We start from the raw sequence: 22,497 nt of genomic DNA, 5'->3' as shown, positions 1-22,497 counted from the left end.
TAGTGAAGTTCCCGGCGATTTTCTGGCGCCGGGAAATCGCACAAACTCGCACAGGCCGCGGGCCGTCGTGCGGCGCCAGCCTCGGCCTTCAGGCCGTCTTTGGCACTGATTTTTTCATCAGTACGGCGTAGAGCACGCTGGCGACAATCAGCCCGACCACCCAGGTCACGTCGGCCCCACCGATCATGCTGGCAACCGGGCCGGTGAAAAACGGCATGCTCATGAACGGCACCTCGACCAGAATGGCCACGGCGAAGGCGATCAGGGCGGGCCAGCCCCAGGCGCCGTAGCGGCCGTGACGGTCGTAGATGTCCGGGATCGAATACTCACCGTGACGCAGCAGGAAGAAGTCGGTCAGGTTAATGGCTGACCAAGGGACGAACACATACATGAGGATCAGCAGCAGGTTGTTCAGATAGGCCATCACGCTGTTCGCCCCGAGGATGGCGATCAGGCTGCCGATCACCGCGCCGGTCGCCCCAAGGCCAATCCGCCACCACTTGCCATGCTGCAGTGTGGATTGCCGCAGCCCCGCACTTGAGCTGAGGATGGTGAGGGTGGACAGGCTGCCGCCGTAAAGGTTCAGCGCATTGACCACCACCACACCTGCCAGAACGATGAACAGCACAGCGCCGTACAGCCACGCTGTCGGCCCACTGAACAGACCCGAGAACGCCGCGGTTGGGTCGGCCGACGCCACCTTCTGGTTCAACAGCCCGAGCACCACGCCTACGAGCATGGCCCAGCCGGAGCCGATCATCGAGCCGAAATAGGTATTCCAGAAAATGGCGCGCGCCGAAGTGGTTTTGGGCATGTAGCGCGAATAGTCGGCGACGTAAGGCCCGTAGGTGATTTGCCACGTGGCGAAAATGGAAATGGCCACCAGCAGCATGGGCAAAGACACGGCTGCCGCAGCTGCTGGCGAGGCGGGCATGGCCGTCAACTTGCTGATGGCCAGCACGGTCGCCACGATGAAAATGGCCGCAAACACCCACGCGGCCCATTTGGCGTAGCGGTGAATGGTGTCGTAGCCCAGCGCCAACAGCAGGAAAGTCAGCAGATTGGTGATGAGGATGCCGATGGGCTTGGACACACCCAGCAGCAGCGCCACGGCCGAGCCGCCCAGAATAGCGCTGCCCGAGAAAAATCCCAGATACATCAGCACGACAAAGGCGAGCGGAATATTGGCGCCCAGCACACCAAACTGCGCCCGGCTCTGAATCATCTGCGGAATGCCGATGCGCGGCCCCTGCACCGCATGGGCCGCCATGACGAAGCCGCCCAGAATGTTTCCCAGCACCACGGCGAACACACTCCACCACAGACTCAGGCCGAGTTCGATGGGAATCACCCCCACGGCCACCGCGGTGATCTGCATATTGCCGGAAAAGAACAGCGTGAACATGGAAAACACCTTGCCATGCCGTTCGCTTTCCGGAACGAAATCAATGGTTCTACGCTCAATCACCGCCGTTTCTTGTGCCATGGAACACCTGCCCTTCGTGGAGTTGTGCCGTGCCGGTTGTTGGGTGAGATGCGCCGAATCCGGCAATCAGCGCATCGGCTTGCTCTGCATCAGGAATCTGCAGACTCAGCGGGCCAGAAGGCATCGCATTCGGTTTTGTCACGCAAAATCTGCGCCAATCGCCCTTCGCGGATCAATGCGAACGCGGCCTGAATATCGCGTGCAATGACGCGGTCTTCGGTCATGCGCGATACCTTGGCGCGCAGCAGGGCGATGGCGCTCTCCAGTGCTTCTGACGTGTGCAGCGGGCGCAGGAAATCAATGCCCTGTGCGGCGGCCAGCCATTCAATGGCGATGATGTGGGCGACGTTGTCGATCATGGCCTGCAGCCGACGCGCGGCGAAGGTGGCCATGGACACATGGTCTTCCTGATTGGCCGAGGTGGGCAGGGAGTCGACGCTGGCCGGGTGCGCCAGAGACTTGTTCTCGCTGGCCAGGGCGGCGGCGGTGACGTGGGCGATCATGAAGCCCGAGTGCAGCCCCGGCTCCACGCAGAGGAAGGCGGGTAGCCGCGACACGCTGGTGTCGATGAGCATGGCGATGCGGCGTTCGGCAATGGCCCCAACCTCCGCGATGGCCACGGCCATGGCGTCTGCCGCCAGCGCCACGGGCTCGGCGTGAAAGTTGCCGCCCGAGATGAGTGCGCCGTCGTCCGGAAAGACCAGCGGGTTGTCGGTCACGGCATTGGCCTCGCGCAGCAAGACTTCCGTGCAGTAGCGCAGTTGGTCCAGGCAGGCGCCCATGACCTGTGGCTGGCAGCGCAGGCAGTAGGGGTCTTGCACGCGGTCGTCGCCCTTGAGGTGCGACGCGCGAATGGCGCTGTCGTGCAGCAGGGCGCGATAGCAGGCGGCCGTGGCGATTTGTCCTGGGTGCCCGCGCACGGCGTGAATGCGCGGGTCGAACGGCGCGTCGCTGCCTTTGGCCGCCTCCAGACTGAGCGCGCCTGAGACGACCGCCGCCTCGTAAACCGGTTGGAAATCGATCAAGGCATGCAAGGCCAGCGAGGTGGATGCCTGCGTGCCGTTGATCAAGGCCAGCCCCTCTTTCGCTGCGAGTGCGAGAGGTTTGATGCCCGCCGCACTCAGCGCTTCGCTCGCGGGAACGGATTGCCCATCGACGACGAAACTGCCCTCGCCGATCAAGGCCAGAGTCATATGCGCGAGCGGGGCCAGATCGCCCGATGCGCCCACCGAGCCCTGGCTGGGTACTTCGGGAATCAGCCCGGCATTGAGCACGGCAATCAAGGTTTCAATCACTACCGGCCGCACGCCCGAGTAGCCCCGGGCGAGCGAGGACACCTTGAGCGCCAGCATCAGCCTGACGACCGAGGCGCGCATGGGTTCGCCAACGCCCACGCAGTGCGAGCGGATGAGATTGACCTGCAACTGTGCGAGGTCGTGCGCATCGATGCGCGTGCTGGCCAGTTTGCCAAAGCCGGTGTTGATGCCGTAAACCGGCGCATCCCCACGGGCGGCTTTCTCAACAATGGCGGCGCTTGCCTTCACGGCTTCCCAGGCGGACGGCGCAAGTTCCACTTGCACTCCACCCGCGTGAAGCCTTTTGAGTTGGGCCATGTCGAGCTGGCCCGGTGTGACGGTGATCTTCATGCTTTGCTCACCATCGGCAGATGCAGCCCGCACTCTTCTGCGCAGGCCACGGCGTCGGGGTAGCCGGCGTCGGCATGGCGCATTACGCCGGTGCCGGGGTCGTTCCATAACACGCGCTCAAGCCGCTTGGCGGCGGCCTCGGTGCCGTCGCAGACGATGACCACGCCGGCATGCTGCGAGTAGCCCATGCCCACGCCGCCGCCGTGATGCAGCGACACCCAGGTGGCGCCGCCCGCAGTATTGAGCAGGGCGTTGAGCAGCGGCCAATCCGAAACGGCGTCGCTGCCATCGCGCATGGCCTCGGTTTCCCGGTTGGGCGAGGCCACCGAGCCGCTGTCGAGATGGTCGCGGCCGATGACGATTGGCGCCTTCAGTTCGCCCAACTTCACCATTTCATTGAAGGCAAGGCCAGCCTTGTGACGCTCGCCCAGACCCAGCCAGCAGATGCGCGCGGGCAGGCCCTGAAAGGCGATGCGCTCTTCCGCCATGTCCAGCCAGCGATGCAGATGGTGGTCGTGCGGGAACAGTTCCTTGAGCTTGGCGTCGGTCTTGCGGATGTCTTCCGGGTCGCCCGACAGCGCCACCCAGCGAAACGGCCCCTTGCCACGACAGAACAGCGGGCGGATGTAGGCGGGCACAAAGCCGGGGAAGGCGAAAGCGTCTTTCACCCCCTGATCGAGCGCGACCTGGCGGATGTTGTTGCCGTAGTCGAAAGTGGGCACGCCCATGGCCTGGAAGTCGAGCATGGCCTGCACATGCACGGCGCAGCTTCTGGCGGCGGCCGCGGTCAGCGCCGAGTGCTGGCTGGCGTCGGTCTGTGCGGTTTTCCAGCGCTCCAGCGTCCAGCCCATCGGCAGGTAGCCGTTGATCAGATCGTGCGCCGAGGTCTGGTCGGTCAGCAGATCGGGTTTGATGCCGCCGGCCTTGGCGCGCTTGACCAGCTCCGGCAAAATCTCTGCCGCATTGCCCAGCAGCCCCACCGACACGGCCCTTTTTTCGTCGGCATAGCGCGCCATGCGGGCCAGGGCGTCGTCAAGGTCGTGCGCCTGCTCGTCCAGATATTTGGAACGTAGACGGAAATCGATGCGGCTTTGCTGGCATTCGATATTCAGCGATGACGCACCGGCAAAGGTGGCCGCCAGCGGTTGCGCGCCGCCCATGCCGCCCAGCCCGGCGGTGAGAATCCAGCGTCCCGCAAGGTTGCCACCGAAATGCTGCCGCCCGGCTTCGACGAAGGTCTCGTAGGTGCCCTGCACGATACCCTGGCTGGCGATGTAAATCCACGATCCTGCCGTCATCTGGCCGAACATCATCAGGCCCTTGCGGTCAAGCTCGTGGAAGTGTTCCCAGGTGGCCCATTTCGGCACCAGATTGGAGTTGGCAATGAGCACTCTTGGTGCATCTACATGGGTGCGAAACACGCCAACGGGCTTGCCGGACTGCACCAGCAGGGTTTCGTCTTCCTTCAAGGCGCGCAGCTCGCGCAGGATGGCGTCAAAGCATTCCCAGTTGCGAGCGGCCTTGCCGATGCCGCCATAGACAACCAGGGCCTGGGGGTTCTCGGCCACGTCGGGGTCGAGGTTGTTCTGGATCATGCGGTAGGCGGCTTCGATCAACCAGTTTTTGCAGGTCAGTTGGGTGCCGCGAGGAGCGCGAATGACGCGCTGTGCTGTTTGTTGCGGAGGGGTGGAGAGGTCAGTCATGGTCTAGCTCACTTCTGGGTCGTTGCGTGGTGACCACTCTAGTTGTCTAGACAAGCCTGTACAAGATATTTTGATCCGTATTTACCCTAGTTATTTCCGCCCGGGAATCAACTTGTATAGACAGGCGCGTGCAACTAAGATGAATCCATGAATTCCCTTGCAAAAATCGATCTCGGCGCAGCAGCCACGGCGCCCTACAACCGTGTCAAGCAGCATCTCAAACAGGGGCTTGAGCAGGGCCGGTGGAAGCCTGGCGAGTTGATGCCTTCGGAGGCAGAGCTTGTGGCCTTGTTCGGCGTCAGCCGCATGACGGTGAACCGCGCGCTGCGAGAGCTTCAGGCCGAGGGCTTGGTTGACCGGGTGCAGGGCGTGGGCACCTTCGCGGCGCAACTGCACCGCTTGTCGTCAACGCTTTCCATCCGCGACATGCACGAGCATGTCGAGTCGCGCGGTCATCACCACCGGCTGGATCTCAAACTGCGTCGCGAGGAGGCTGCCTCAGCCACTGTGGCGCATCGGCTGGGGCTTAAGGTCGGAGCCAAGGTGTTCCATTCCCTGGCGATTCATTTCGAGGACGATGTGCCTTTGCAACTGGAAGACCGCTGGGTGAATCCCGCTGCCGCGCCGCGCTACCTGGACGCCGATTTTTCCAGCACCACGCCAACGCAATATCTGCTTGAAGTCGCGCCGATGTGGGAGGCCTCCTACACCATCGAGGCCTTGAGCCCGACGCGGCAAGAGGCCCGTTATCTGAAGATCGAGCCGACTGAGCCCTGTCTGGTCATCACCCGCTGGACGGTCAGCCGGGGCGCTCCTGTGACCTTGGTACGGCTGGTGCATCCGGGCAGTCGCTACCTGCTGGAAGGGCGTTTTCAACCATGAATCCCCGGCTGATCGACTGCGCGTGCATCGTTGCCCAGCCCTGGCGCAACGGTGGCGGCATGACGCGGGAACTGCTGGCTGCGCCCGACTCGCAAAACTGGCAATACCGCATCAGCGTGGCCGATATCAACGGCGACGGCGCCTTCTCTTCTTATCCGGGCGTGGACCGTTGGTTTGCCGTGCTGGAGGGCGAGGGCGTGTATCTGCAGATCGACGGCAACGGCCATCGTCAACTTCCGCATGAAGAACCGCTGCGCTTCGATGGCGCGGCGCAGATCCATTGCCGTCTGCTGGGCGGCGCCACGCGCGATCTCAACCTCATGCTACGCAATGTCAGCGGACGGATGCAGCGCGCAGATGCGGGGATAGCATGGAGCGCAACAGACGGCGCTTGCGGCTTGTTCGCTACGCAGCCGGGGCATTGCCACATTGCCGATCAGGGCGATGCGCGCAAGGCTGTTGTCGTTCCGATGCCCGCATTCAGTCTCCTGTGGTTTGAACGCTCGCCCGGCAGACTGATCTTTGAGGCTGATCGCGCCGGCGAAGCCCGCATCGGCTATTGGCTGGCCGTTCAAACGGAGCCCACTGCATCATGCTGACCCTCTATCGCAATGCCCGGCTTTGCACCCTCGATGGCGCATACGGATGGGGTTTGATCGACGAGGGAGCGCTGCTCGCCGAGGGCGACATGCTGCGCTGGGTGGGACACGAGTCGGAACTGCCAAGCGATGTGGTTGCAGCGCGCACGCACGATCTGGGCGGCGACCTGGTCACGCCGGGCTTGGTCGATTGTCATACCCATCTGGTTTACGGCGGCCAGCGCGCTGACGAGTTCGAGCAGAGGCTTAACGGGGCGAGCTACGAAGACATCGCCCGCACCGGCGGTGGCATTCGGGCGACGGTGCGGGCGACCCGTGCCGCTAGTGATGCAGAGCTTCTGGCCGCCACGCGCGAGCGCGCTCGCAATCTCATGCGCGCTGGGGTGACCACGGTGGAAATCAAGTCCGGCTACGGCTTGAGCCTGGAGCACGAGGCCCGCTGCCTTCGAGCCGCGCGCAAGGTCGGGCAGGAACTGCCACTGACTGTGCGCACCACTTGCCTTTCCGCGCACACCCTGCCGCCCGAGTTCGAGGGCCGCGCGGACGACTACATCGACGCCGTCTGCACTTGGCTGCCCCAACTCAAGGCTGAAGGATTGGTGGACGCGGTGGATGCGTTCTGCGAGCGCATCGCCTTCACCCCGGCGCAAACCGGGCGGGTGTTCGAAGCCGCCCGCGCCCTCGGCCTGCCGGTCAAGCTGCATGCGGAACAACTCAGCGACCAGGGCGGGGCGGCGCTGGCAGCCCGTTACGGCGCGCTGTCCTGCGACCATCTGGAGTACCTCGACGCACAAGGCATCGCCGCGATGGCGCGCGCGGGTAGCGTGGCGGTGCTGCTGCCCGGCGCCTTCTACTTTCTGCGCGAAACCCGCTTGCCGCCCGTTGCCGCGCTGCGCGAGGCCGGCGTGCCCATCGCGCTGGCCACCGACCACAACCCCGGCTCGTCCCCCACCCTGAACCCGCTGCTCATGCTCAATATGGCCTGCACCCTGTTTCGCCTCACGCCCGAAGAAACCCTGCGTGGCTTTACCGTGAACGGCGCGCGGGCGCTCGGCCTGCACGACCGCGGCCAACTTGCCGCACAGCAACGCGCCGACTTTGTGGCCTGGCCCCTGCATCATCCCAACGAACTCAGTTACTGGCTGGGTTTGAATCCGGCCTGTCGGGTGTTCATCGGCGGCCAGGAGGTCTGAACCATGCAAGACACATCCACCCCATCCACCTATACCCTCCACAGCGGTGACAGCCCCTTGCTGGTGAGCTTGCCGCATGTGGGCACCGAAATTCCCGCAGCCCTCAAGCCGCGCTACACCGCGCAGGCCTTGAATGTGGACGATACCGACTGGCATCTCGAGCCGATCTACGCCTTTGCCGTGCAACGCGGCGCCAGCCTGCTCGTGCCACGGTTTTCGCGCTATGTCATCGACCTCAACCGTCCACCGAAAAACGCGCCCATGTATCCCGGCGTGAACAACACCGAGCTTTGCCCGACCCACGCCTTCACCGGCCAGCCGATATACCTGCCGGGGCAGGAGCCAGACGCAGCCGAGATTGCGCAGCGGCTGACGGACTACTGGCGCCCCTACCACGCCGCGCTCAACGCCGAGTTGCAACGCCTGCATGCGCGGCACGGCTACGCCCTGCTGTGGGACGGTCACAGCATCCAGTCCACGCTGCCGTGGTTGTTCGAGGGCACTTTGCCCGACCTCAATCTGGGCACGGCCAACGGGGCCAGTTGCGCGCCGCCGTTGCGTGCGGAGTTGGCCGAGGTGCTTGCGCGGCAGACCACTTTTACTCAGGTGGTCGACGGCCGTTTCAAGGGCGGGTACATCACCCGCCACTACGGTCAACCCGCGCAGGGCATTCATGCGGTGCAGATGGAAATGTGTTTTTCCACTTATATGCAGGAAGCCCCACCGTTTCGCCTTGACCCCGCACTCACCGCAAGGCTGCGCCTCGTGCTGGAGCAACTGATCGATGCCATGCTGGCATGGAGACCGCATGAACAATCCCGCTGATTCTCTGCTGTGGGCTCGCCGCGCTTGGCTGCCCGGAGGCTGGCAAGACAAGGTGCTGCTGCGCATCGGTGCGGATGGCCGGTGGGCCGAGATCGTTCCCGGCGTGCTCACGCCGCCGCAGGGCGCAGAACAACTGGGCACTGTGTTGCCTGGGCTGGTCGATGCGCACAGCCATGCCTTCCAGCGCGCCTTTGCCGGCCTGGCCGAACAGCGCACCAGTGCCGCCGATACCTTCTGGTTGTGGCGTGACCGCATGTACCGCGTAGCCCTGCGCATCACCCCGGAGCAACTGCGCGCCATTGCCGCGCAGCTCTACATCGAACTGCTGCAGGGCGGCTACACGCAGGTGTGCGAGTTTCATTACCTGCAGCATGCGCCAGACGGCCAGCCCTACGCTGATCCGCTCGCCTTCAGTTGGGCCTTGGCCGACGCGGCGCGCGATGTGGGCATCGGCCTCACTCTGCTGCCGGTGCTGTACGAACGCGCCGGCTTTCAGCAACCCACGCTGCGCCCGGACCAGCGGCGCTTCGCCACCAGCGCCGAGAGTGTGTGGCAGGCGGTGCAAACCATCCGGGGCCGACGCCAGCCGGGGCTGGACGCGGGTATCGCCATTCATTCCTTGCGCGCGGCGTCGCCCGCTTCCATTCAAGCGCTGGTGCAACGGGCAGACGGCTTCGACGGCCCCATCCACATCCACGTTGCCGAGCAAACCGCCGAGGTGGACGATTGCCTTGCCGCCACCGGCCAGCGACCCATCGCCTGGCTGGCGGCGCAAGGCCTGCTCGACGTGCGCTGGCAACTCGTCCACGCCACCCACACGGTGCCGCAAGAGATCGATGCCGTCGCCCGCAGCGGCGCGGGCATCGTGCTCTGCCCCACCACCGAAGCCAACCTCGGCGACGGCCTGCCCGATCTGCCCGGCATTCTGGCGCAAGGCGTGCCCATCACCCTGGGGTCGGACAGCCAGATCACCCGCGACTGGAGAGAGGAAGTGCGCTGTCTCGAATATGGTCAGCGCCTCATCCAGCGTCAGCGCAACACCGCGGCAGCACCCGAAGCGGCGCAGCCGTCCACCGCAGCCCGGCTGTGGTCCTGCGTGCAGGCTGGCAGCGCCCACGCTGCCGGACAGCCCGCGTGGGGCTTGACGCCAGGCGCCCGCGCTGACGCTCTGGTGCTCAACCCGCATGCCGCAGCAACCCTCGGCATGCCGCCTGGCCATCTGCTCGACGCCCTCGTGTTTTCCAGCCCCTCCGCAGCATCGAAGGCGGTCATGGTGGCCGGGCGCTGGGTACTGCCATGAACGCCCCCCTCACCCCGAAAATTCTCACCCGCCCCACGCCGCCCGCCCTGCTCGACGCCTTGGCCAGCCGCTTCGGCGCGCAGCTTTCCACCGCGCAGGCCGTGCGCGAGCAGCATGGGCGCGATGAATCGCCCTTCGACGTGCCGCCGCCGTCCGCCGTAGTGTTCTGCGAAAGTACGCAAGACGTGGCCGACGCGGTGAAACTGGCCGCCGCGCACGACGTGCCGGTCATCGCCTTTGGCGCCGGATCGTCGCTCGAAGGCCAGTTGCTCGCGGTGCAGGGCGGCATCAGCCTCGATCTCACGCGCATGAACCGCATCCTCGACGTGGCCGCCGCCGACATGCTCGTCACCGTGCAGGCCGGGGTCACGCGGCTGCAGTTGAACGACGAACTGCGCCATACCGGCCTGTTCTTCCCCATCGACCCCGGCGCCGACGCCACGATAGGCGGCATGGCCGCCACGCGCGCCTCGGGCACCAACGCCGTGCGCTACGGCACCATGCGCGAAAACGTGCTGGCGCTCACCGTGGTGCTGGCCGATGGCCGCATCATTCGCACCGGCACCCAGGCGCGCAAAAGCAGCGCGGGCTACGACCTCACCCGCCTCATGGTGGGCAGCGAGGGCACGCTGGGCATCATCACCGAAGTCACCCTGCGCCTGTACCCGCAACCCGAGGCCGTGGCCGCGGCGGTGTGCTCCTTCCGCGACGTGGCGCACGCGGTGGACTGCACCATCGCCCTCATTCAGGCCGGCATTCCCATCGCCCGCGTGGAACTGATGGACGCGGGCGCGGTGCGCGCGGTCAACGCCCACGACCATCTCGGCCTGCCCGAGCAGCCCCTGCTGCTGATGGAATTCCACGGCTCGCCCGCCGGGGTGCGCGAGCAGGCCGAAACCGTGCAGGCCCTCGCCGCAGACCATGCCGGCTCCGACTTCGCCTGGGCCGACACGCCGGAAGAACGCACCAAGCTGTGGAAGGCGCGTCACCACGCCTACCTTTCCGCGCTGCAAATGAAACCCGGCTGCCGCTGCGTCACCACCGACACCTGCGTGCCCATTTCGCGCCTGGCCGAAAGCATCAACGACACCATCACAGAGGCCGACGCCGCCGGGCTGCCCTACTTTGTCGTCGGCCATGTGGGCGACGGCAACTACCACATCGGCTACCTCATCGACCCCGCCAAACCCGAAGAACGCGAACTGGCCGAACGCCTCAACGCCCAACTCGTGCGCCGCGCCCTCAAACTCGGCGGCACCTGCAGCGGCGAACACGGCATCGGCCTGCACAAGCAGGGCTTTCTGCGCGAGGAAGCCGGCGACGACGCGCTCGACGTGATGCGCGCCATCAAGCAGGCGCTCGATCCGAGGGGCATCCTCAATCCGGGGAAGATTTTTGCGTAAAAGCGGGACCAGTGAGGCCATGTTCACCTACCTCATGCTCGGCAGCAACGATCTGGTTCGCGCGGCCGCGTTTTACGACCCGGTGCTTGCCGCGCTTGGGCACGCGCGCTGCGTGACCGAAGACGACGATCCCGCCCATGAAATCGGCTGGGGCCGCTACGCCGACGAGGGGCGGGTGGAACTGGCGCTGTGGCTATGCAAGCCCTTCGACGGTCAGCCCGCCACAGTGGGGAATGGATCCATGATCGCGCTGGCCGCCCGCAGCCGGGCGCAGGTCGATGCCTTTCATGCCGCCGCAATGGCGCATGGCGGTCGCAGCGAGGGCGCGCCGGGTCTGCGCCCGCACTACGGCCCGGATTTCTACGCCGCTTACGTGCGCGACCCCGATGGCAACAAACTTGCCGCCGTCTGTCGTGCAGCGGCATAGGGGTGCAATCACCCAGCGGGCGTTGGCTCCAGCCCGCTGAACACTTCCGTCAGGGGGATGCGCAGTTGCACGCTGGCGAGTTCCATCTCCGCCAGCCCGGTGAAATCGTGCAGCTCGAACAAGCCGCGCTCGTTGCGCCGGAACACCTCCACGCTGCGGCTGTCGGGGTCGATCAGCACATATTCGCGCAACTCGGCGATGCGTCGGTACATGGCAAACTTCAGGCTGCGCTCAATGCCCTGCGTGCTGTCAGACAACACCTCGACGATCAGCACCGGATGACGAAACACCATCTCGGTGCGCAGGTCGTCGGCATGGCAGGTGACGAACACATCCGGGTAAAACACCGCCTCATCGGCCACCTGCACCTTCAGGCTTTCGGTGAACACCTCGCAGGGGCCGCCTCGGAGCGCAGATTTGAGGGCTGCAAACAGGTTGCCCGACACCATGCCATGCACCCGGCGCACCCCCACCATGGCGAAGGCTTCGCCGCGATAAAACTCGTGCCGCTCGGGCTGCGCGTTTTCCCAGACGAGGTAATCGCCCAAATTCAGTTTGTGTTGTGCCAAGGCCATGTGGTCATCCTAGTCGTGTCCAAGCGGCGAAAGTGCAGTGTATTCTCGCCGTATTGGCTAGGTTGCGGTGTCTACATGGCGCCAGCCCCTGCCTGCCTACTGCGCATACAGATTGAAGAAAGTGCGCGCCGCCACGGTGCAGAACGGGCGCTCGTCGGTGTGGTAGCTCTCCATCGCGTAGGCAGCGGCCTGCTGCGCCGTGTAGCCCTGCGCTTCAGCCGCTTGCACCACACCTTGTTGATACGCGATGAAACCACCTTGCACCGTGCTCGCCACGGTCTGCAGGGTCTGTTGCTGTGCGGTGTTCAGGCCGTAGCTGGTCAGGCCGTTGCTGTAGGTGCCGGGGCTGCCCTGGTTGTCGAGGTCGAGGGTGGCAAAGCGCAGGCCGGGGTTGGTGGTCTGGGCCTTGTTCATCAGGGTGGCGGTCATGGCGGCGGCGTCCTGGTTCCAAAACACCTCGGGGTCCTGGTCGCCACCGCACATCAGCAGCGGCATGCTCGGGGTGTAGCCGCGCAGATCGTTGGCCAGGAGAATTTGCCGCAGGGGATCTTGCGGGTTGCTCGCAGGCGTTGGCGCAGTGGTGGTGAAATTGGGTGCGGAGCCATCAACGGGCGCGGCGCCGTCGGGGTGGGCGAGCACGTCGGCCACATATTGCGCGCGGTAGGCGGTGCTGATGAGGTAGTTGGTCGGATCGAAGCCCAGCGGGCCGAGCGGCCAGCCTTCGCTCAGGCTATCCAGCGCAGCGTTGCCGGTGGGCGGAGATTGAAAGATGGCGGTGTACGGAATCTTTCCGGCCTGCACCAGTTGGCCAAAGCCCGCAAAGCCCACGGGGCCGGGGAACAGGGTCGGCGCGTCCGCATAAAGCGGGTTGAACATGGCGGCAAGATCGATTTGCGGCGACCCCGCGGGCAGATGGGCGTAAGAGTTGGCGACCAGCGGCAGGTAGGCGGTGCCGCCAACGTTGGGATGTCCGAGCATGATTTCATCGCTGATGGCGAGCATGCCGTAAGGCCCGGACATCGGCGCGCCCGCTGTGGCCGGGCGGCCCTGGGCATCGAGCTTGGCCAGTGTGGCCATCGACACAAAGCCGCCTTGCGAATAGCCGGTGACGAACAGCTTGCCGTTGTCGCTCACGGGCAGGTTCAGTTGCATCAATGCTTGCCGCGCGGCCGTGAGGCTGTCGATCATGTCCTGCGACTGCTGCTGTTTATTGAGATAAGGCGCGTAGGGCAGGGGCGAGGTGTCGTAACCGGCGTAGTTGGGCGCAACGACGATGTCGCCCTGCGCGGCGAAGATCATGGCCACGCGTGAGGCGGTGCCGAAGGCGGGGTTGCTCGGGTCGCCGAGTGCGGCCAGGTCACGGTTCTTGCTCAGCGCGGTGCCGTGGGCGTAGAGCACGATGGGCTTTGCGCCCTGACATTGCGCGGTGCTGCCGGAGGGAATCATCAGCGCGCCGGTGGCGGTGGTGGGTTCGTTCTCGCCGCCCACGGTGGCGTAGGTGTACTTGTAGACCGTCACGCCGCAAACCGGGGCGCCGATGAGCTGCTGCACCCCGCTGGGGTAGCGGCCCATCCAGTGGCTCGACGTGGCGATGGTGTTGGTCGAGATCGCCGCGGTGGGCGTGGCGCTGGCTGAAACCAGGGTGTCAACCGTGCCGGTGGTGGGAGTGGGCGTGCCGCCACCGCCACCGCAGGCCGCAAGCAGCAGGGCGCTGGAACTGACGGCCAGGGCCGTCCTCAGCGAGAAGGTGTGCATGGGTTGTCTCCGTTGTCTGGCCGTGTCGCGGCCTTAAGTTGATCTGAAAATCGAACGCTCGTTCTTTATCAAGAATTCTCCGCTTCTCCAGAGCACGTCAACGGTATTTACAAAGCGTTTCAGAAGCGGTGGGGCAGCCCGGGCAGCGGACCCTTTGGCTCTGACAATTCACAAGCCCGAGCGGCCATGCCGGGCCTATGCTTCGCACTTGTCGTATTCGTAGAGCCCCTTCATCATGTCTGACCATTTTGTTGTACTCGGCGCGGGCTTTGCCGCCCTCACCGCGGCGCGCACCTTGCGCTCCAAGGCGCCGCAGGCGCGTATCACTCTGGTGGCGCCCAAGGCTGAATTCGTCTATCTGCCCAGCCTGATCTGGGTGCCCACGGGAGTGCGCAAGAGCAGCGATCTGGTCATCGACCTGGCGCCGTTTTTGCGCAAGCACCGCATCGACTTTCTCGCCGCCGAAGTGACCGGGCTGCAAGACGGCGGCCGCACGGTGCTGACGACCGGCGGGCCGGTGGAGAACGACGGCCTGATCATCGCCACGGGCGGGCGCTTCATCAAAAAGCTGCCGGGCATCGAGCACGCCATCGCGCTGTGCGAGGGCGTGGCGGCGACGGAAAAAATCCGCGAGCGTCTGCTGGCGATGGACAGCGGGCGCATCGCCTGCGGTTTTGGCGGCAACCCGCAGGAGCCCACTGCCGCGCGCGGCGGGCCGATGTTCGAACTGCTGTTCGGCATCGACACCTGGCTGCGCCGCCAGCGCAAACGCGACAAGGTGGAATTGGTGTTTTTCAACGCCTCGGACAAACCCGGCCAACGCCTGGGCGAGCGCGCCGTCACCGGCCTGCTGTCGCACATGGCCAAGCGCCGCATCGACACGCATCTGGGCCACAAGCCGCTGCGCATGTCGCCCGAAGGGGTGGAGACCGAGGGCGGCCTGGTCAAGGCCGATCTCATCCTGTTCATGCCCGGCATGACAGGGCCGGGCTGGACGCACAACTCCGAGCTGCCGCGCTCGCCCGGCGGCTTCATTCAGGCGGACGCGCATTGCGCCGTGCCCGGTTTCGAGCGAGTGTTCGTCGCTGGAGACGCCGGCAGCTATCCCGGCCCGGACTGGCTGCCCAAGCAGGCGCACATGGCCGATCTGCAGGCCAAGGCCGCCGCCGAGAATCTGCTGCTGGTGATGCAAGGCCAGCCCGCGAAGCATGTGCCCAAGGCCGAGTTGGTGTGCATCGTCGATACCGTGGACAGCGGCATTCTGGTGTTCCGCGACGAGAACAAAACCATCGTCCTGCCGCCTTCTCGCGCTTTCACCTGGGCCAAGCGCTGGTTCGAGGGCAAATACCTCAAGGACTACCGCTCGGCCTAATTCAGCGCAAACGACCTCACCCCACCCCAATCCTCCCCACGGGTGGGGAGGGAGTTAGAAACGTCTCTCCCACCGCGCCGGAGATGGTTTGCTCCTCCCCCACTGGTGGGGGAGGTTGGGAGGGGGTGCGGGTTTGCGCCGACTCAGTTGGCGCCAAGCCAACAGCGCCAACTCACTGCGCCTTCTGGTCGATCAGCACATTGCCCAGTGCATCCTTGAGCTGCACTTCATCCACCCGCAGCAGCAACCCTTGCGTCTTGGCGTCGCCGCCGAGCACGGTGGCGAAAATGGCCATGTGAAAGTGCTGGTAGTTGGCGATGGCGTCGTCGAGGGTTTTCATCACGGCGGCATCGGCGCAGGCCAAATGGCGAAATGCTTCGGGGTGATCGTAGGTGTAGTGATACGGCGAGTTGTCGAAGTAATACCCGGCGCCGTGGATGAACAGTCGGTTGTCGATGGGGTAGTACTTGCCCTGCGGCACATAGGCGTCGAGCGCGATGTCATCGACGTCGATGCGCAGCTTGGGGTGCGCTTTGTCGAAAGCGATCATGGCGTCGACCTGCTGCTTTTCCTTCGCGCTGGCCTGCACCGGCGCGGGCGGTTCGATCATTTCGGTATTCGGCGTGAGGATGCCGGTGTAGTTCACCGGTTGCTTGGAATACGCATAGACATAGGTCTTGAGCAGCACGGCGTTGTCCAGCTCGACAAACCCGTCGCGCTGCTTGATGGCGTGTACGCCCAGGCTTTGATCGATGCGCACACGCGAGGGCGAGCCGGGCAGATCGGTGAGCGAGGCGCTTTCCAGATTGATTTGTGTCGCCGGGGCCGAGGCGGGCTTGGCCGCAGGCTCGGCAGCCTGCGCCAGGGTATCGATGCTTAGAACGGCGCTCAGGCTCAGGGCCGAGAGTGCGGCGCCCAGCACGGTCAACTGCAACAGACGGCCGGGGCGGGAGAGTCGGGTATCAGCCATGGTGAGGCTCCGGTTGTGCGACGCTGGAGGAAGAGGGCGCGGCCGGTTCGTCTTCATCTTCCCAGCCGGTGATCATGGCCTTGATGTAGGCGGTTGGCGGGTGCGCCGTGGTGCCCAGATAGACGTGCAGGATGAAGAACAGCAGCATCATGTAGGCGGCTGCGGTGTGGGTGAGCGCCACCCAGTCGAGCTGCAGCCCCAGGGGCGAGAGCCGAATCCAGCCATAGCTGTAAAACAGCAACAGCAGGCCGCTGGCCCAGATGAGCGGATTGATCATCAGCTTGAGCCACAGATACGCCAGCCGCTGCAGCGGGTTGTGTTTGCGAAACGGCTCCTTGTGATACGGGTGATGTTCACCGATGAACATGCCCCAGGCGTAATAGCGCGCCACCGTCCACAGGCTTTTCGGGCGCAGGTCGGGGATGTAGTTCTTCCACGCGCCGGTGGTGAAGTGCCAGAAGATGGCGAAAGTCCATAGGGTCATCAGCAGCCAGGCGGCGTATTCGTGGATGAGCAGGGCGTGCTCGAAATTGAAGCCGCCCAGATAGCCGTGAATCTCGAAGCCGGTGAACAGCATGGTGATGATGAGCGCGGCCTGGCTCCAGTGCCAGAAGCGCTCGAAGCGGGTGAATCTGTAAACGCGTTGTGTCGTCATGATGATGTCCTTTCAATGACCGCGGCGACGCAGCCACAGACCGAAGCGGATGAGGCCGTGCAGCAGCACCCCAGCCAAGGCGAGCGCGGCGACGGTCAGGCCGATGCGTTCCAGCCAGGTGTTGTGGTCTTTCGGGCGATGCGGCATGTACACGCCGTCGATGTTTTGCAGCCGGCCGTCGCTGGCGTGGCACTGCATGCACGACAGTGCCTGCGTCTTGGGCGCCACCATGTGCTCGATCGGCCAGTACATATCGGTCTTGACAAAGCTGTAGTGCCCTAAATACGGCAGGTGCGCGGCCTTCATGCCAGCCTCGATCGAGGTCTGCCAGTCGTAACTCATGGTGTAGGAGTCTTTGTCGAAACCGAAGGAATGAAACACCGCGAGGATGCCGGTCTGGGTGTCATACGGCTGGTTGTTGCGCATGATCTTGAACGGGAAGATCTTGGACTTGCCGTCGGTCGGGCTGCCCTCGATGGCGTTGAGCTGCACCACGCCGTTGGTGTCTTTGAAGTCCTGCACCTTGTCGCCGACATTCATCCAGCGTTCCACGCCGTTGAACCAGCGGTACTGCGGCACCACGTTTTCCGCCCACTTGAAGCTGCCTTTGACGCCCCAATAGGTGTTCCAGCCGTGGCTGTCGTTGATGACCAGCGGCGAGCCGTTGGGCGCGAGCTTGCCTGCGGTGGCGTAGTTCCACTCCATCTTGGTGGGCAGGCCGCCGCGCGCGAACTCGGGGATGTGGCAGGTTTCGCAGGCGATGTCGCGGGTGTGCATGTTCAGCGTCGCGGCCTGAATCTGGCTGTTGAGGTCGTTGCCCTTGTGCGGCGTCTGTCCGTGGCACGACACGCAACTCGCCGCCTGGGTGTTGTGCGGGTTGCCGCGCATGAACTGCTTGTCGCCGAACATCATGTCAGTGACGTAGCGCGAGCCGCTGACATTGTGGTTCTCGGTCTTATGGCACTCCTGGCAAGAGAAGTTCAGGCCATTGGTCGCCATGTGCACGTCTTCAGCGCGCGCGGGGTTGACCAGCGAGCTGTCCATGTCGCCGTGCTTCACGCCGTCGCCGCCGCCGCCGTAGAAGTGGCACTGGCCGCAGGTGTAGCGCGTGGGCGAGCCCACATGCTGCGCGATGTTGGCGAGGTTCTCCGGCTCGACGAAAGGCTTGTCGGTGCCATAGACCTCGCCGCAGCCGGGACGCACCGCGATTTTTTCCATCGCCGGATTGCCGCCGATGAACGGAATCTTGTGATAAGTCTTGGTCTGGTCGTGGCACACCAGACAGTCCACATGATCCTGGCTGCGGTGGTCGAACGGCACGAACTTGTTCGGGTCGGTGCTGCCATAGCCCACATGGCACACGGTGCAGAACTGTTCGTTGCTGATCGGGCTGACGCAGAAGTTGTTGTAGACGTGGTTCTTGCCCACCAGTGTCTTGGTCTTGGGGTCGTAGGCCTTCCAGGTCCAGTGAATGGTGGACATAACCTGCTTGGCCGCGTCGGTGTGGCAGCTCAGGCAGGCTTTGGTCACCTGCTCGGGCGAGGTGAACGGCCCCTTGAGCTGCGGAAACTGGCTGTGATCCTGCGGCATTTCCTTGCCCACATTGCCCTTCTGCACCGTGGGCACGACACTGGGCTCCACATGCCAACTGTCCTGCGCCGCATCGGCGGGTTGAACTTTTACCCCGTTCTGTGCCACGAAGATTGCAGCGTCTTGCGCCCGCGCCAAGGGGCTGAGCGCCAGTAGCCCCGCGGCTAAGAGAACGGCCTGCGCAGATCGCGCCGCGCGCGCGATCCGGCTCTCTCCGGTTTGTCGATGGAAATCCATGGCCCACACTCGTCTCGTTGGAAGAATGGGCGAGATGCTGCGCCTGCCGTTGTTTGAAAAGATTGACCGTTCGCAATCGATTTCTGGCGCCGTGTTTCGGTGACGCCATCTCTTGATCTGGCCACACAAAAGAAAAATAAAGACACCATTAGAGACAACTAATTACATTCAAAGCGAGCTTGCGCGCGGCCAGTTTTGCGGTATCGTTTGCCGCTTCGATGGAGACCGTCATGCCCCTGCTTGAGCGCACTCACGCCGCCCTGGATCGCCTGGCCGATCTGCCGCCCCTCGGCGCGCTGCGCCGCCAGCGTGCAGAGGCCGCCTTTGCCAAAAACACCGACGCCAACCTGTTTCGCGGCGTTTATTCCAGCTTCGACGCCGCGCAGGCCAGCGCGCCGCCCACCCGCCCGCTGGGCTATGACAACGCCGATGCGGCGGGCATGTATCTTGAGCGCATCAAGCGCATCTACCCCAGCGACTATCCCGTCATCTTCTGGCTGCAAAAACTGTTTGCACAGGGGCAGAGTTCGGTGTTCGATCTGGGCGGGCATATCGGCATCGGTTACTACGGCTATCAGCGCTACCTCGACTATCCGCCGGGTCTGCGCTGGACGGTGAGCGACGTGCCTGCGGTGATGGCGCGGGGCGCAGACATCGCCCGCGAGCGCGACCCCGTGGGGCGGCTGAGCTTCAACGGCGATTTCCGCGGCGCCGAGGGTGTGGACGTGCTGCTGGCGCTGGGCGTGCTGCAGTACCTGCCCGACACGCTGGCGCAGCGCTTAGCCACGCTGGAGCGTCCTCCGCGTCACATCATCCTCAACCTCACACCGCTGCATGTGCTGGACAACGGCGGGCAAGACTACTTCACCCTGCAGAGCATCGGCACCGCCTTCTGCCCGTACCGCATCGCCGCCTACGCGCCGTTTCTGGAAGGCTTTACCCGCTTGGGCTACCAGATCGTCGACCGTTGGCAAAACCCCGACAAACATTGCCACATCGCCTTCGAACCCGAGCATTCAGTCGATGTGTATCACGGGTTTTATCTGCTGCGGGGGTGAGTTTCAGGCTGCGGGCGCGCCGTGGCGCAAGCCGGGAAGTTGCAGAAACTTCGAGGGCTCGACGGGGCGTGAATACAGATAGCCCTGCAACTCGTGACAGCCCAGTTCGCGCAGCATGCGCGCCTGCGTCTCGGTTTCCACGCCTTCGGCCACGAGGTGCAGATGCGAGGCCTGCGCCAGCGCCACGATGGCGCGTACCGCGGGCAGGGCGCTGGCGTCGGTTTCCAGATCGATGACAAACGATCGGTCGATTTTCATCACGTCGATCGGCAGCTTGCGCAGCGCCGCCATGGATGAATAGCCGGTGCCGAAGTCGTCGAGCGCAAGGGTCACGCCCATGTCGCGTAGCGCGGTGAGCTGGGCGAACAGGGCGTCGTTTTCATCCACCAGCAGGCTCTCGGTGATTTCGAGTTCGAGCGTGGCGGGCGGGACGGCGTGGCGTTCCAGCGCGTTTTGCACCTGCCCGACGAGTTCGCCCGATTCAAACTGAACGGCGGAGACATTCACCGACACCCGCGCGATATCGATGCCTTCGCGCCGCCACTGGGCCATTTGCTGGCAGGCGGCGTCCAGCATCCAGCGGCCGATGGCCGCAATCAGCCCATACGACTCGGCCACGGCAATGAACGCATCGGGGAACAGCAGCCCGCGCTGCGGGTGATGCCACCGGATCAGCGCTTCGGCAGAGGTGATGCGGCCATCGGCAGCGTTGACACGCGGTTGATAGAAAGCGACAAATTCACTGCGCACCAGCGCCTGCCGCAGGTCGGCCAGCAGCTGGGCCAGGGTGCGGGCTTCGGCGTCGAGCGTGGGGTTGAACATTTGGGCGCGGCCACGGCCATAGGCCTTGGCGGCGTACAGCGCAATGTCGGCGCAGCGCAGCAGTTCGTTGCGCTCGCAGGCATGCTGCGGGCACAGGGCAATGCCCACGCTGGCGCCCACTTGAACCGGGCCGCCCGCCAGCTCGAACGGCTCGCGCAGGGCGCGAATCATGGCGTCCGCCGTGGCCTGCGCCGTGGCCGCGTCGGCCAAGGGCAGCACCAGGGTGAACTCATCTCCGCCCTGGCGCGCCACGATGCCGTTGGCCTGCAGGCGGGTGCGCAGCCGCTCGCTGGCCTGGCACAGCAGCGCGTCGCCCGCAGCATGGCCGCGGCTGTCGTTGACTTCCTTGAAGTTGTCGAGGTCGATGTAGAGCAAGGCCAGCGGTGCGGCGGCCTGGCCGGGCGCCAGCAGGGCGTCGAGCTTTTCGTGCAGGCCGTGGCGGTTGAGCAGGCCGGTGAGGCTGTCGTGTGTGGCTTGATGCACCAGCGCCCGCTCGCGGTCTTGCGCGGCCAGACCCACGGCCAAGCGATCACGCACTTCGACGGCGGGTTGCAACTCGCTCGCGGCAGGCTCAGCGGGCAGGCCGAGGGCGATGAGGGCTTGTACCGCTTCGCCCTGCCGCAGCGGCAGCAGCGCCACCCAGCCGTCCGCAGGGGGCATGAGGCTGCGCAGGCAGGGGGCGTCGCGCAAAGCGTTTTCGCCCAGACTGTTGATCTGAAACTGCCGATCGCCTTGCAGCCCTGACCACTGGGCCTGGGCGGCCGCATCGCAGGCCAAGTCGCGCACGTCGAACACGGTTTTATTCGTCTTGCCGTCGTGCCACAGCACGGCGCGGCGGAAATTCCGCGGCTCTTTCTGCCAGATCACCGCGGCGCTGGCTTCGGGGTAGAGCCCTTCGAGCTGATCGAGCACGCGCCGGGCCAGGCTGTCCACCGAAGCGCCCGACAGAATGTCGCGGTCCATCGCGGCCAGCCCTTCCAGCGCATGAAACTGCGCGCCGATCTTGGCCGCCATGTCGTTGAATGCACCGGCCAACACGCCGAACTCGTCTTGGCTGTGCACTTGCACGCGTGCGCTGTTGTCGCCGGCGGCCAGGCTGCGTGTGCCCGCGGTGAGTTGTTCCAACGGCACCAGGGTGCGGCGAATTTGCCGCTGCGCGAGCAGGGCGATCAGCAGCAGCGTGGCCGCCGCCACGAGGCCCAGCCACACCGCCAGCGGCCAGCCCAGCCAGCTCACGCGGGGCGGCGGCGCTTGTTGAATGAACAGCCAGTCTGGCGCGCCAAACTCGCCGCCAAGAAAAAGCTGAAAGCGAAACACCGAGCCGGCCGCTGTGCCGCGCTGGGCGGCGGGTGCCGTGACGTTGGCAACGGGGTAAAGCAAGGCGCCTTCGGCATTGCGCACGCTCCACACGCCGCCATCCATCGCATCATGCACCGGGCCCCAGAGGAATTTCGGGTTGAGTTCTGCAATCCACCGGGGCTGCCCGTTTTGCAAGGCGGCCAGGTAGACCCGGGTCGGTTCGCCCGTCGCGCGATGCGTGCGCAACAACACCTGCGTCAAACCGGCGCTGGTATCCATGAGGGGTTGAACCGGCGGGATGGCGGGGAAGGCGCGCTGCCAGTTGCGCCACAGATTGGCGGCGTTTGCGGAGGCCCATTCCGGCTTGCCCTGCGGCGTTTGCAGCAGCAGTGCATCAAACGCCCGCCCCAAACCCGGGAGCTGCGCGTCAGCTTGCGGCGCGGAGGACGGCAAGGCGAGCAGCAGGGTTTTGGCCGTGAGCAAACGGTCGAACACCTGACGGCTGACCTGCCGGGTCATGCGCTGCTGGCTCTGCATATTGAGCTGCTGCGCCACCTGGTTGACCGCTGTGCTCGACAACCAGTCCGACAGCGCCAGCGGCACCAGTGCCGCAACGACGAACAAGGCAAACAACTGGCGCCCCAGGCGGCTGCCGGAAAACCAGGTGGACAGGCGCGGCGAGCGCATCGCTGCTCAACGA

General features: G+C 64.8%; 18 protein-coding genes. 9 read left to right on the top strand and 9 right to left on the bottom strand.

The window, feature by feature from the left end; translation table 11 throughout:
- Positions 1-88 precede the first annotated feature (88 nt).
- The 3 genes from B7X30_RS04330 to hutU all read right to left on the bottom strand — a co-directional run bounded on the left by B7X30_RS04330 (position 89) and on the right by hutU (position 4,835).
- Positions 89-1,486 carry a purine-cytosine permease family protein gene (locus tag B7X30_RS04330; RefSeq protein WP_286729261.1) on the bottom strand — a complete coding sequence of 466 codons (1,398 nt, stop codon included), beginning with the start codon at positions 1,484-1,486 and terminating at the stop codon, positions 89-91.
- 89 nt (positions 1,487-1,575) lie between these two features.
- Positions 1,576-3,132 carry a histidine ammonia-lyase gene (gene hutH / locus B7X30_RS04325; RefSeq protein ID WP_286729260.1) on the bottom strand — a complete coding sequence of 519 codons (1,557 nt, stop codon included), beginning with the start codon at positions 3,130-3,132 and terminating at the stop codon, positions 1,576-1,578.
- The gene (gene hutU, locus B7X30_RS04320) at positions 3,129-4,835 is read right to left on the bottom strand and encodes a urocanate hydratase (RefSeq protein ID WP_286729258.1); all 1,707 of its coding nucleotides are present in this window, start codon (positions 4,833-4,835) and stop codon (positions 3,129-3,131) included. Before hutU ends, hutH begins: the two co-directional genes overlap by 4 nt.
- A 147-nt stretch (positions 4,836-4,982) precedes the next feature.
- Between hutU and hutC the strand changes: the two genes are divergently transcribed.
- The 7 genes from hutC to B7X30_RS04285 are packed head-to-tail and all read left to right on the top strand — an operon-like array spanning position 4,983 to position 11,464.
- On the top strand, positions 4,983-5,717 hold the full coding sequence (hutC, locus tag B7X30_RS04315) for a histidine utilization transcriptional repressor HutC (protein WP_286729256.1): 735 nt from the start codon (positions 4,983-4,985) through the stop codon (positions 5,715-5,717).
- Positions 5,714-6,316: a HutD/Ves family protein gene (locus tag B7X30_RS04310; protein WP_286729255.1), complete on the top strand. Its 603-nt coding sequence runs from the start codon at positions 5,714-5,716 to the stop codon at positions 6,314-6,316. The genes hutC and B7X30_RS04310 overlap by 4 nt, the downstream gene beginning before the upstream one ends.
- Positions 6,310-7,509 carry an imidazolonepropionase gene (hutI, locus tag B7X30_RS04305; RefSeq protein ID WP_286729254.1) on the top strand — a complete coding sequence of 400 codons (1,200 nt, stop codon included), beginning with the start codon at positions 6,310-6,312 and terminating at the stop codon, positions 7,507-7,509. Before B7X30_RS04310 ends, hutI begins: the two co-directional genes overlap by 7 nt.
- A 3-nt stretch (positions 7,510-7,512) precedes the next feature.
- On the top strand, positions 7,513-8,334 hold the full coding sequence (hutG, locus tag B7X30_RS04300; RefSeq protein ID WP_286729253.1) for an N-formylglutamate deformylase: 822 nt from the start codon (positions 7,513-7,515) through the stop codon (positions 8,332-8,334).
- Positions 8,318-9,634 (top strand): formimidoylglutamate deiminase, encoded by a 1,317-nt coding sequence (gene hutF, locus B7X30_RS04295; RefSeq protein ID WP_286729251.1) that lies wholly within the window; start codon positions 8,318-8,320, stop codon positions 9,632-9,634. The genes hutG and hutF overlap by 17 nt, the downstream gene beginning before the upstream one ends.
- Entirely contained in the window at positions 9,631-11,037 is a 1,407-nt protein-coding gene (locus tag B7X30_RS04290) for an FAD-binding oxidoreductase (protein ID WP_286729250.1), read from the top strand. Before hutF ends, B7X30_RS04290 begins: the two co-directional genes overlap by 4 nt.
- Before the next feature lie 19 nt (positions 11,038-11,056).
- Positions 11,057-11,464, top strand: coding sequence for a VOC family protein (locus B7X30_RS04285; protein ID WP_013104880.1), 408 nt, complete (start codon positions 11,057-11,059; stop codon positions 11,462-11,464).
- A gap of 8 nt (positions 11,465-11,472) precedes the next feature.
- On the opposite strand, the gene B7X30_RS04280 is transcribed toward B7X30_RS04285, so the two are convergent.
- Together B7X30_RS04280 and B7X30_RS04275 are read right to left on the bottom strand one after the other, a co-directional pair.
- The gene (locus B7X30_RS04280; protein ID WP_286729248.1) at positions 11,473-12,039 is read right to left on the bottom strand and encodes a Uma2 family endonuclease; all 567 of its coding nucleotides are present in this window, start codon (positions 12,037-12,039) and stop codon (positions 11,473-11,475) included.
- A gap of 96 nt (positions 12,040-12,135) precedes the next feature.
- A complete protein-coding gene (locus B7X30_RS04275; protein WP_286729246.1) occupies positions 12,136-13,794 on the bottom strand; it encodes an alpha/beta hydrolase family protein in 1,659 nt (552 codons plus the stop codon).
- Positions 13,795-14,029: 235 nt separating this feature from the next.
- On the opposite strand from B7X30_RS04275, the gene B7X30_RS04270 reads away from it, so the two are divergent.
- Complete coding sequence (locus B7X30_RS04270; RefSeq protein WP_286729244.1) at positions 14,030-15,166, top strand: NAD(P)/FAD-dependent oxidoreductase; 1,137 nt, start codon at positions 14,030-14,032, stop codon at positions 15,164-15,166.
- A 172-nt stretch (positions 15,167-15,338) separates the two neighbouring features.
- Here the strand turns inward: B7X30_RS04270 and B7X30_RS04265 are convergent, their stop codons facing one another.
- Genes B7X30_RS04265 through B7X30_RS04255 form a run of 3 tightly spaced genes read right to left on the bottom strand, consistent with a single transcriptional unit; the run spans position 15,339 to position 18,618 of the window.
- Complete coding sequence (locus tag B7X30_RS04265) at positions 15,339-16,136, bottom strand: hypothetical protein (RefSeq protein ID WP_286729243.1); 798 nt, start codon at positions 16,134-16,136, stop codon at positions 15,339-15,341.
- The gene (locus B7X30_RS04260) at positions 16,129-16,791 is read right to left on the bottom strand and encodes a cytochrome b/b6 domain-containing protein (protein ID WP_286729241.1); all 663 of its coding nucleotides are present in this window, start codon (positions 16,789-16,791) and stop codon (positions 16,129-16,131) included. Before B7X30_RS04260 ends, B7X30_RS04265 begins: the two co-directional genes overlap by 8 nt.
- A gap of 12 nt (positions 16,792-16,803) precedes the next feature.
- Positions 16,804-18,618: a tetrathionate reductase family octaheme c-type cytochrome gene (locus B7X30_RS04255; RefSeq protein ID WP_286729238.1), complete on the bottom strand. Its 1,815-nt coding sequence runs from the start codon at positions 18,616-18,618 to the stop codon at positions 16,804-16,806.
- Positions 18,619-18,848: 230 nt separating this feature from the next.
- Between B7X30_RS04255 and B7X30_RS04250 the strand changes: the two genes are divergently transcribed.
- A complete protein-coding gene (locus B7X30_RS04250; protein WP_286729236.1) occupies positions 18,849-19,676 on the top strand; it encodes a TIGR04325 family methyltransferase in 828 nt (275 codons plus the stop codon).
- Positions 19,677-19,679: 3 nt separating this feature from the next.
- Here B7X30_RS04250 and B7X30_RS04245 read toward each other — a convergent pair whose 3' ends face one another.
- A complete protein-coding gene (locus tag B7X30_RS04245) occupies positions 19,680-22,484 on the bottom strand; it encodes a putative bifunctional diguanylate cyclase/phosphodiesterase (RefSeq protein ID WP_286729235.1) in 2,805 nt (934 codons plus the stop codon).
- Positions 22,485-22,497: the final 13 nt, after the last annotated feature.

Origin of the sequence: Thiomonas sp. 13-64-67 (assembly GCF_002282795.1) — a bacterium.
Taxonomy (GTDB): Bacteria; Pseudomonadota; Gammaproteobacteria; order Burkholderiales; family Burkholderiaceae_C; genus Thiomonas; species Thiomonas arsenitoxydans.
The sequence above is the reverse complement of the archived record's forward strand: the minus strand, read 5'-3'. Positions and strand labels throughout refer to the sequence as shown.

Bases quoted from the DNA above. Each gene is read 5' to 3' on its own strand.
- B7X30_RS04260 (WP_286729241.1), bottom strand. From the start codon at position 16,791: ATGACGACACAACGCGTTTACAGATTCACCCGCTTCGAGCGCTTCTGG.
- hutH (WP_286729260.1), bottom strand. From the start codon at position 3,132: ATGAAGATCACCGTCACACCGGGCCAGCTCGACATGGCCCAACTCAAA.
- B7X30_RS04270 (WP_286729244.1), top strand. From the start codon at position 14,030: ATGTCTGACCATTTTGTTGTACTCGGCGCGGGCTTTGCCGCCCTCACC.
- B7X30_RS04285 (WP_013104880.1), top strand. From the start codon at position 11,057: ATGTTCACCTACCTCATGCTCGGCAGCAACGATCTGGTTCGCGCGGCC.
- hutC (WP_286729256.1), top strand. From the start codon at position 4,983: ATGAATTCCCTTGCAAAAATCGATCTCGGCGCAGCAGCCACGGCGCCC.
- B7X30_RS04310 (WP_286729255.1), top strand. From the start codon at position 5,714: ATGAATCCCCGGCTGATCGACTGCGCGTGCATCGTTGCCCAGCCCTGG.
- B7X30_RS04275 (WP_286729246.1), bottom strand. From the start codon at position 13,794: ATGCACACCTTCTCGCTGAGGACGGCCCTGGCCGTCAGTTCCAGCGCC.
- hutF (WP_286729251.1), top strand. From the start codon at position 8,318: ATGAACAATCCCGCTGATTCTCTGCTGTGGGCTCGCCGCGCTTGGCTG.
- B7X30_RS04265 (WP_286729243.1), bottom strand. From the start codon at position 16,136: ATGGCTGATACCCGACTCTCCCGCCCCGGCCGTCTGTTGCAGTTGACC.
- hutU (WP_286729258.1), bottom strand. From the start codon at position 4,835: ATGACTGACCTCTCCACCCCTCCGCAACAAACAGCACAGCGCGTCATT.
- B7X30_RS04330 (WP_286729261.1), bottom strand. From the start codon at position 1,486: ATGGCACAAGAAACGGCGGTGATTGAGCGTAGAACCATTGATTTCGTT.
- B7X30_RS04250 (WP_286729236.1), top strand. From the start codon at position 18,849: ATGCCCCTGCTTGAGCGCACTCACGCCGCCCTGGATCGCCTGGCCGAT.
- hutG (WP_286729253.1), top strand. From the start codon at position 7,513: ATGCAAGACACATCCACCCCATCCACCTATACCCTCCACAGCGGTGAC.
- B7X30_RS04255 (WP_286729238.1), bottom strand. From the start codon at position 18,618: ATGGATTTCCATCGACAAACCGGAGAGAGCCGGATCGCGCGCGCGGCG.
- B7X30_RS04280 (WP_286729248.1), bottom strand. From the start codon at position 12,039: ATGGCCTTGGCACAACACAAACTGAATTTGGGCGATTACCTCGTCTGG.
- B7X30_RS04290 (WP_286729250.1), top strand. From the start codon at position 9,631: ATGAACGCCCCCCTCACCCCGAAAATTCTCACCCGCCCCACGCCGCCC.
- hutI (WP_286729254.1), top strand. From the start codon at position 6,310: ATGCTGACCCTCTATCGCAATGCCCGGCTTTGCACCCTCGATGGCGCA.
- B7X30_RS04245 (WP_286729235.1), bottom strand. From the start codon at position 22,484: ATGCGCTCGCCGCGCCTGTCCACCTGGTTTTCCGGCAGCCGCCTGGGG.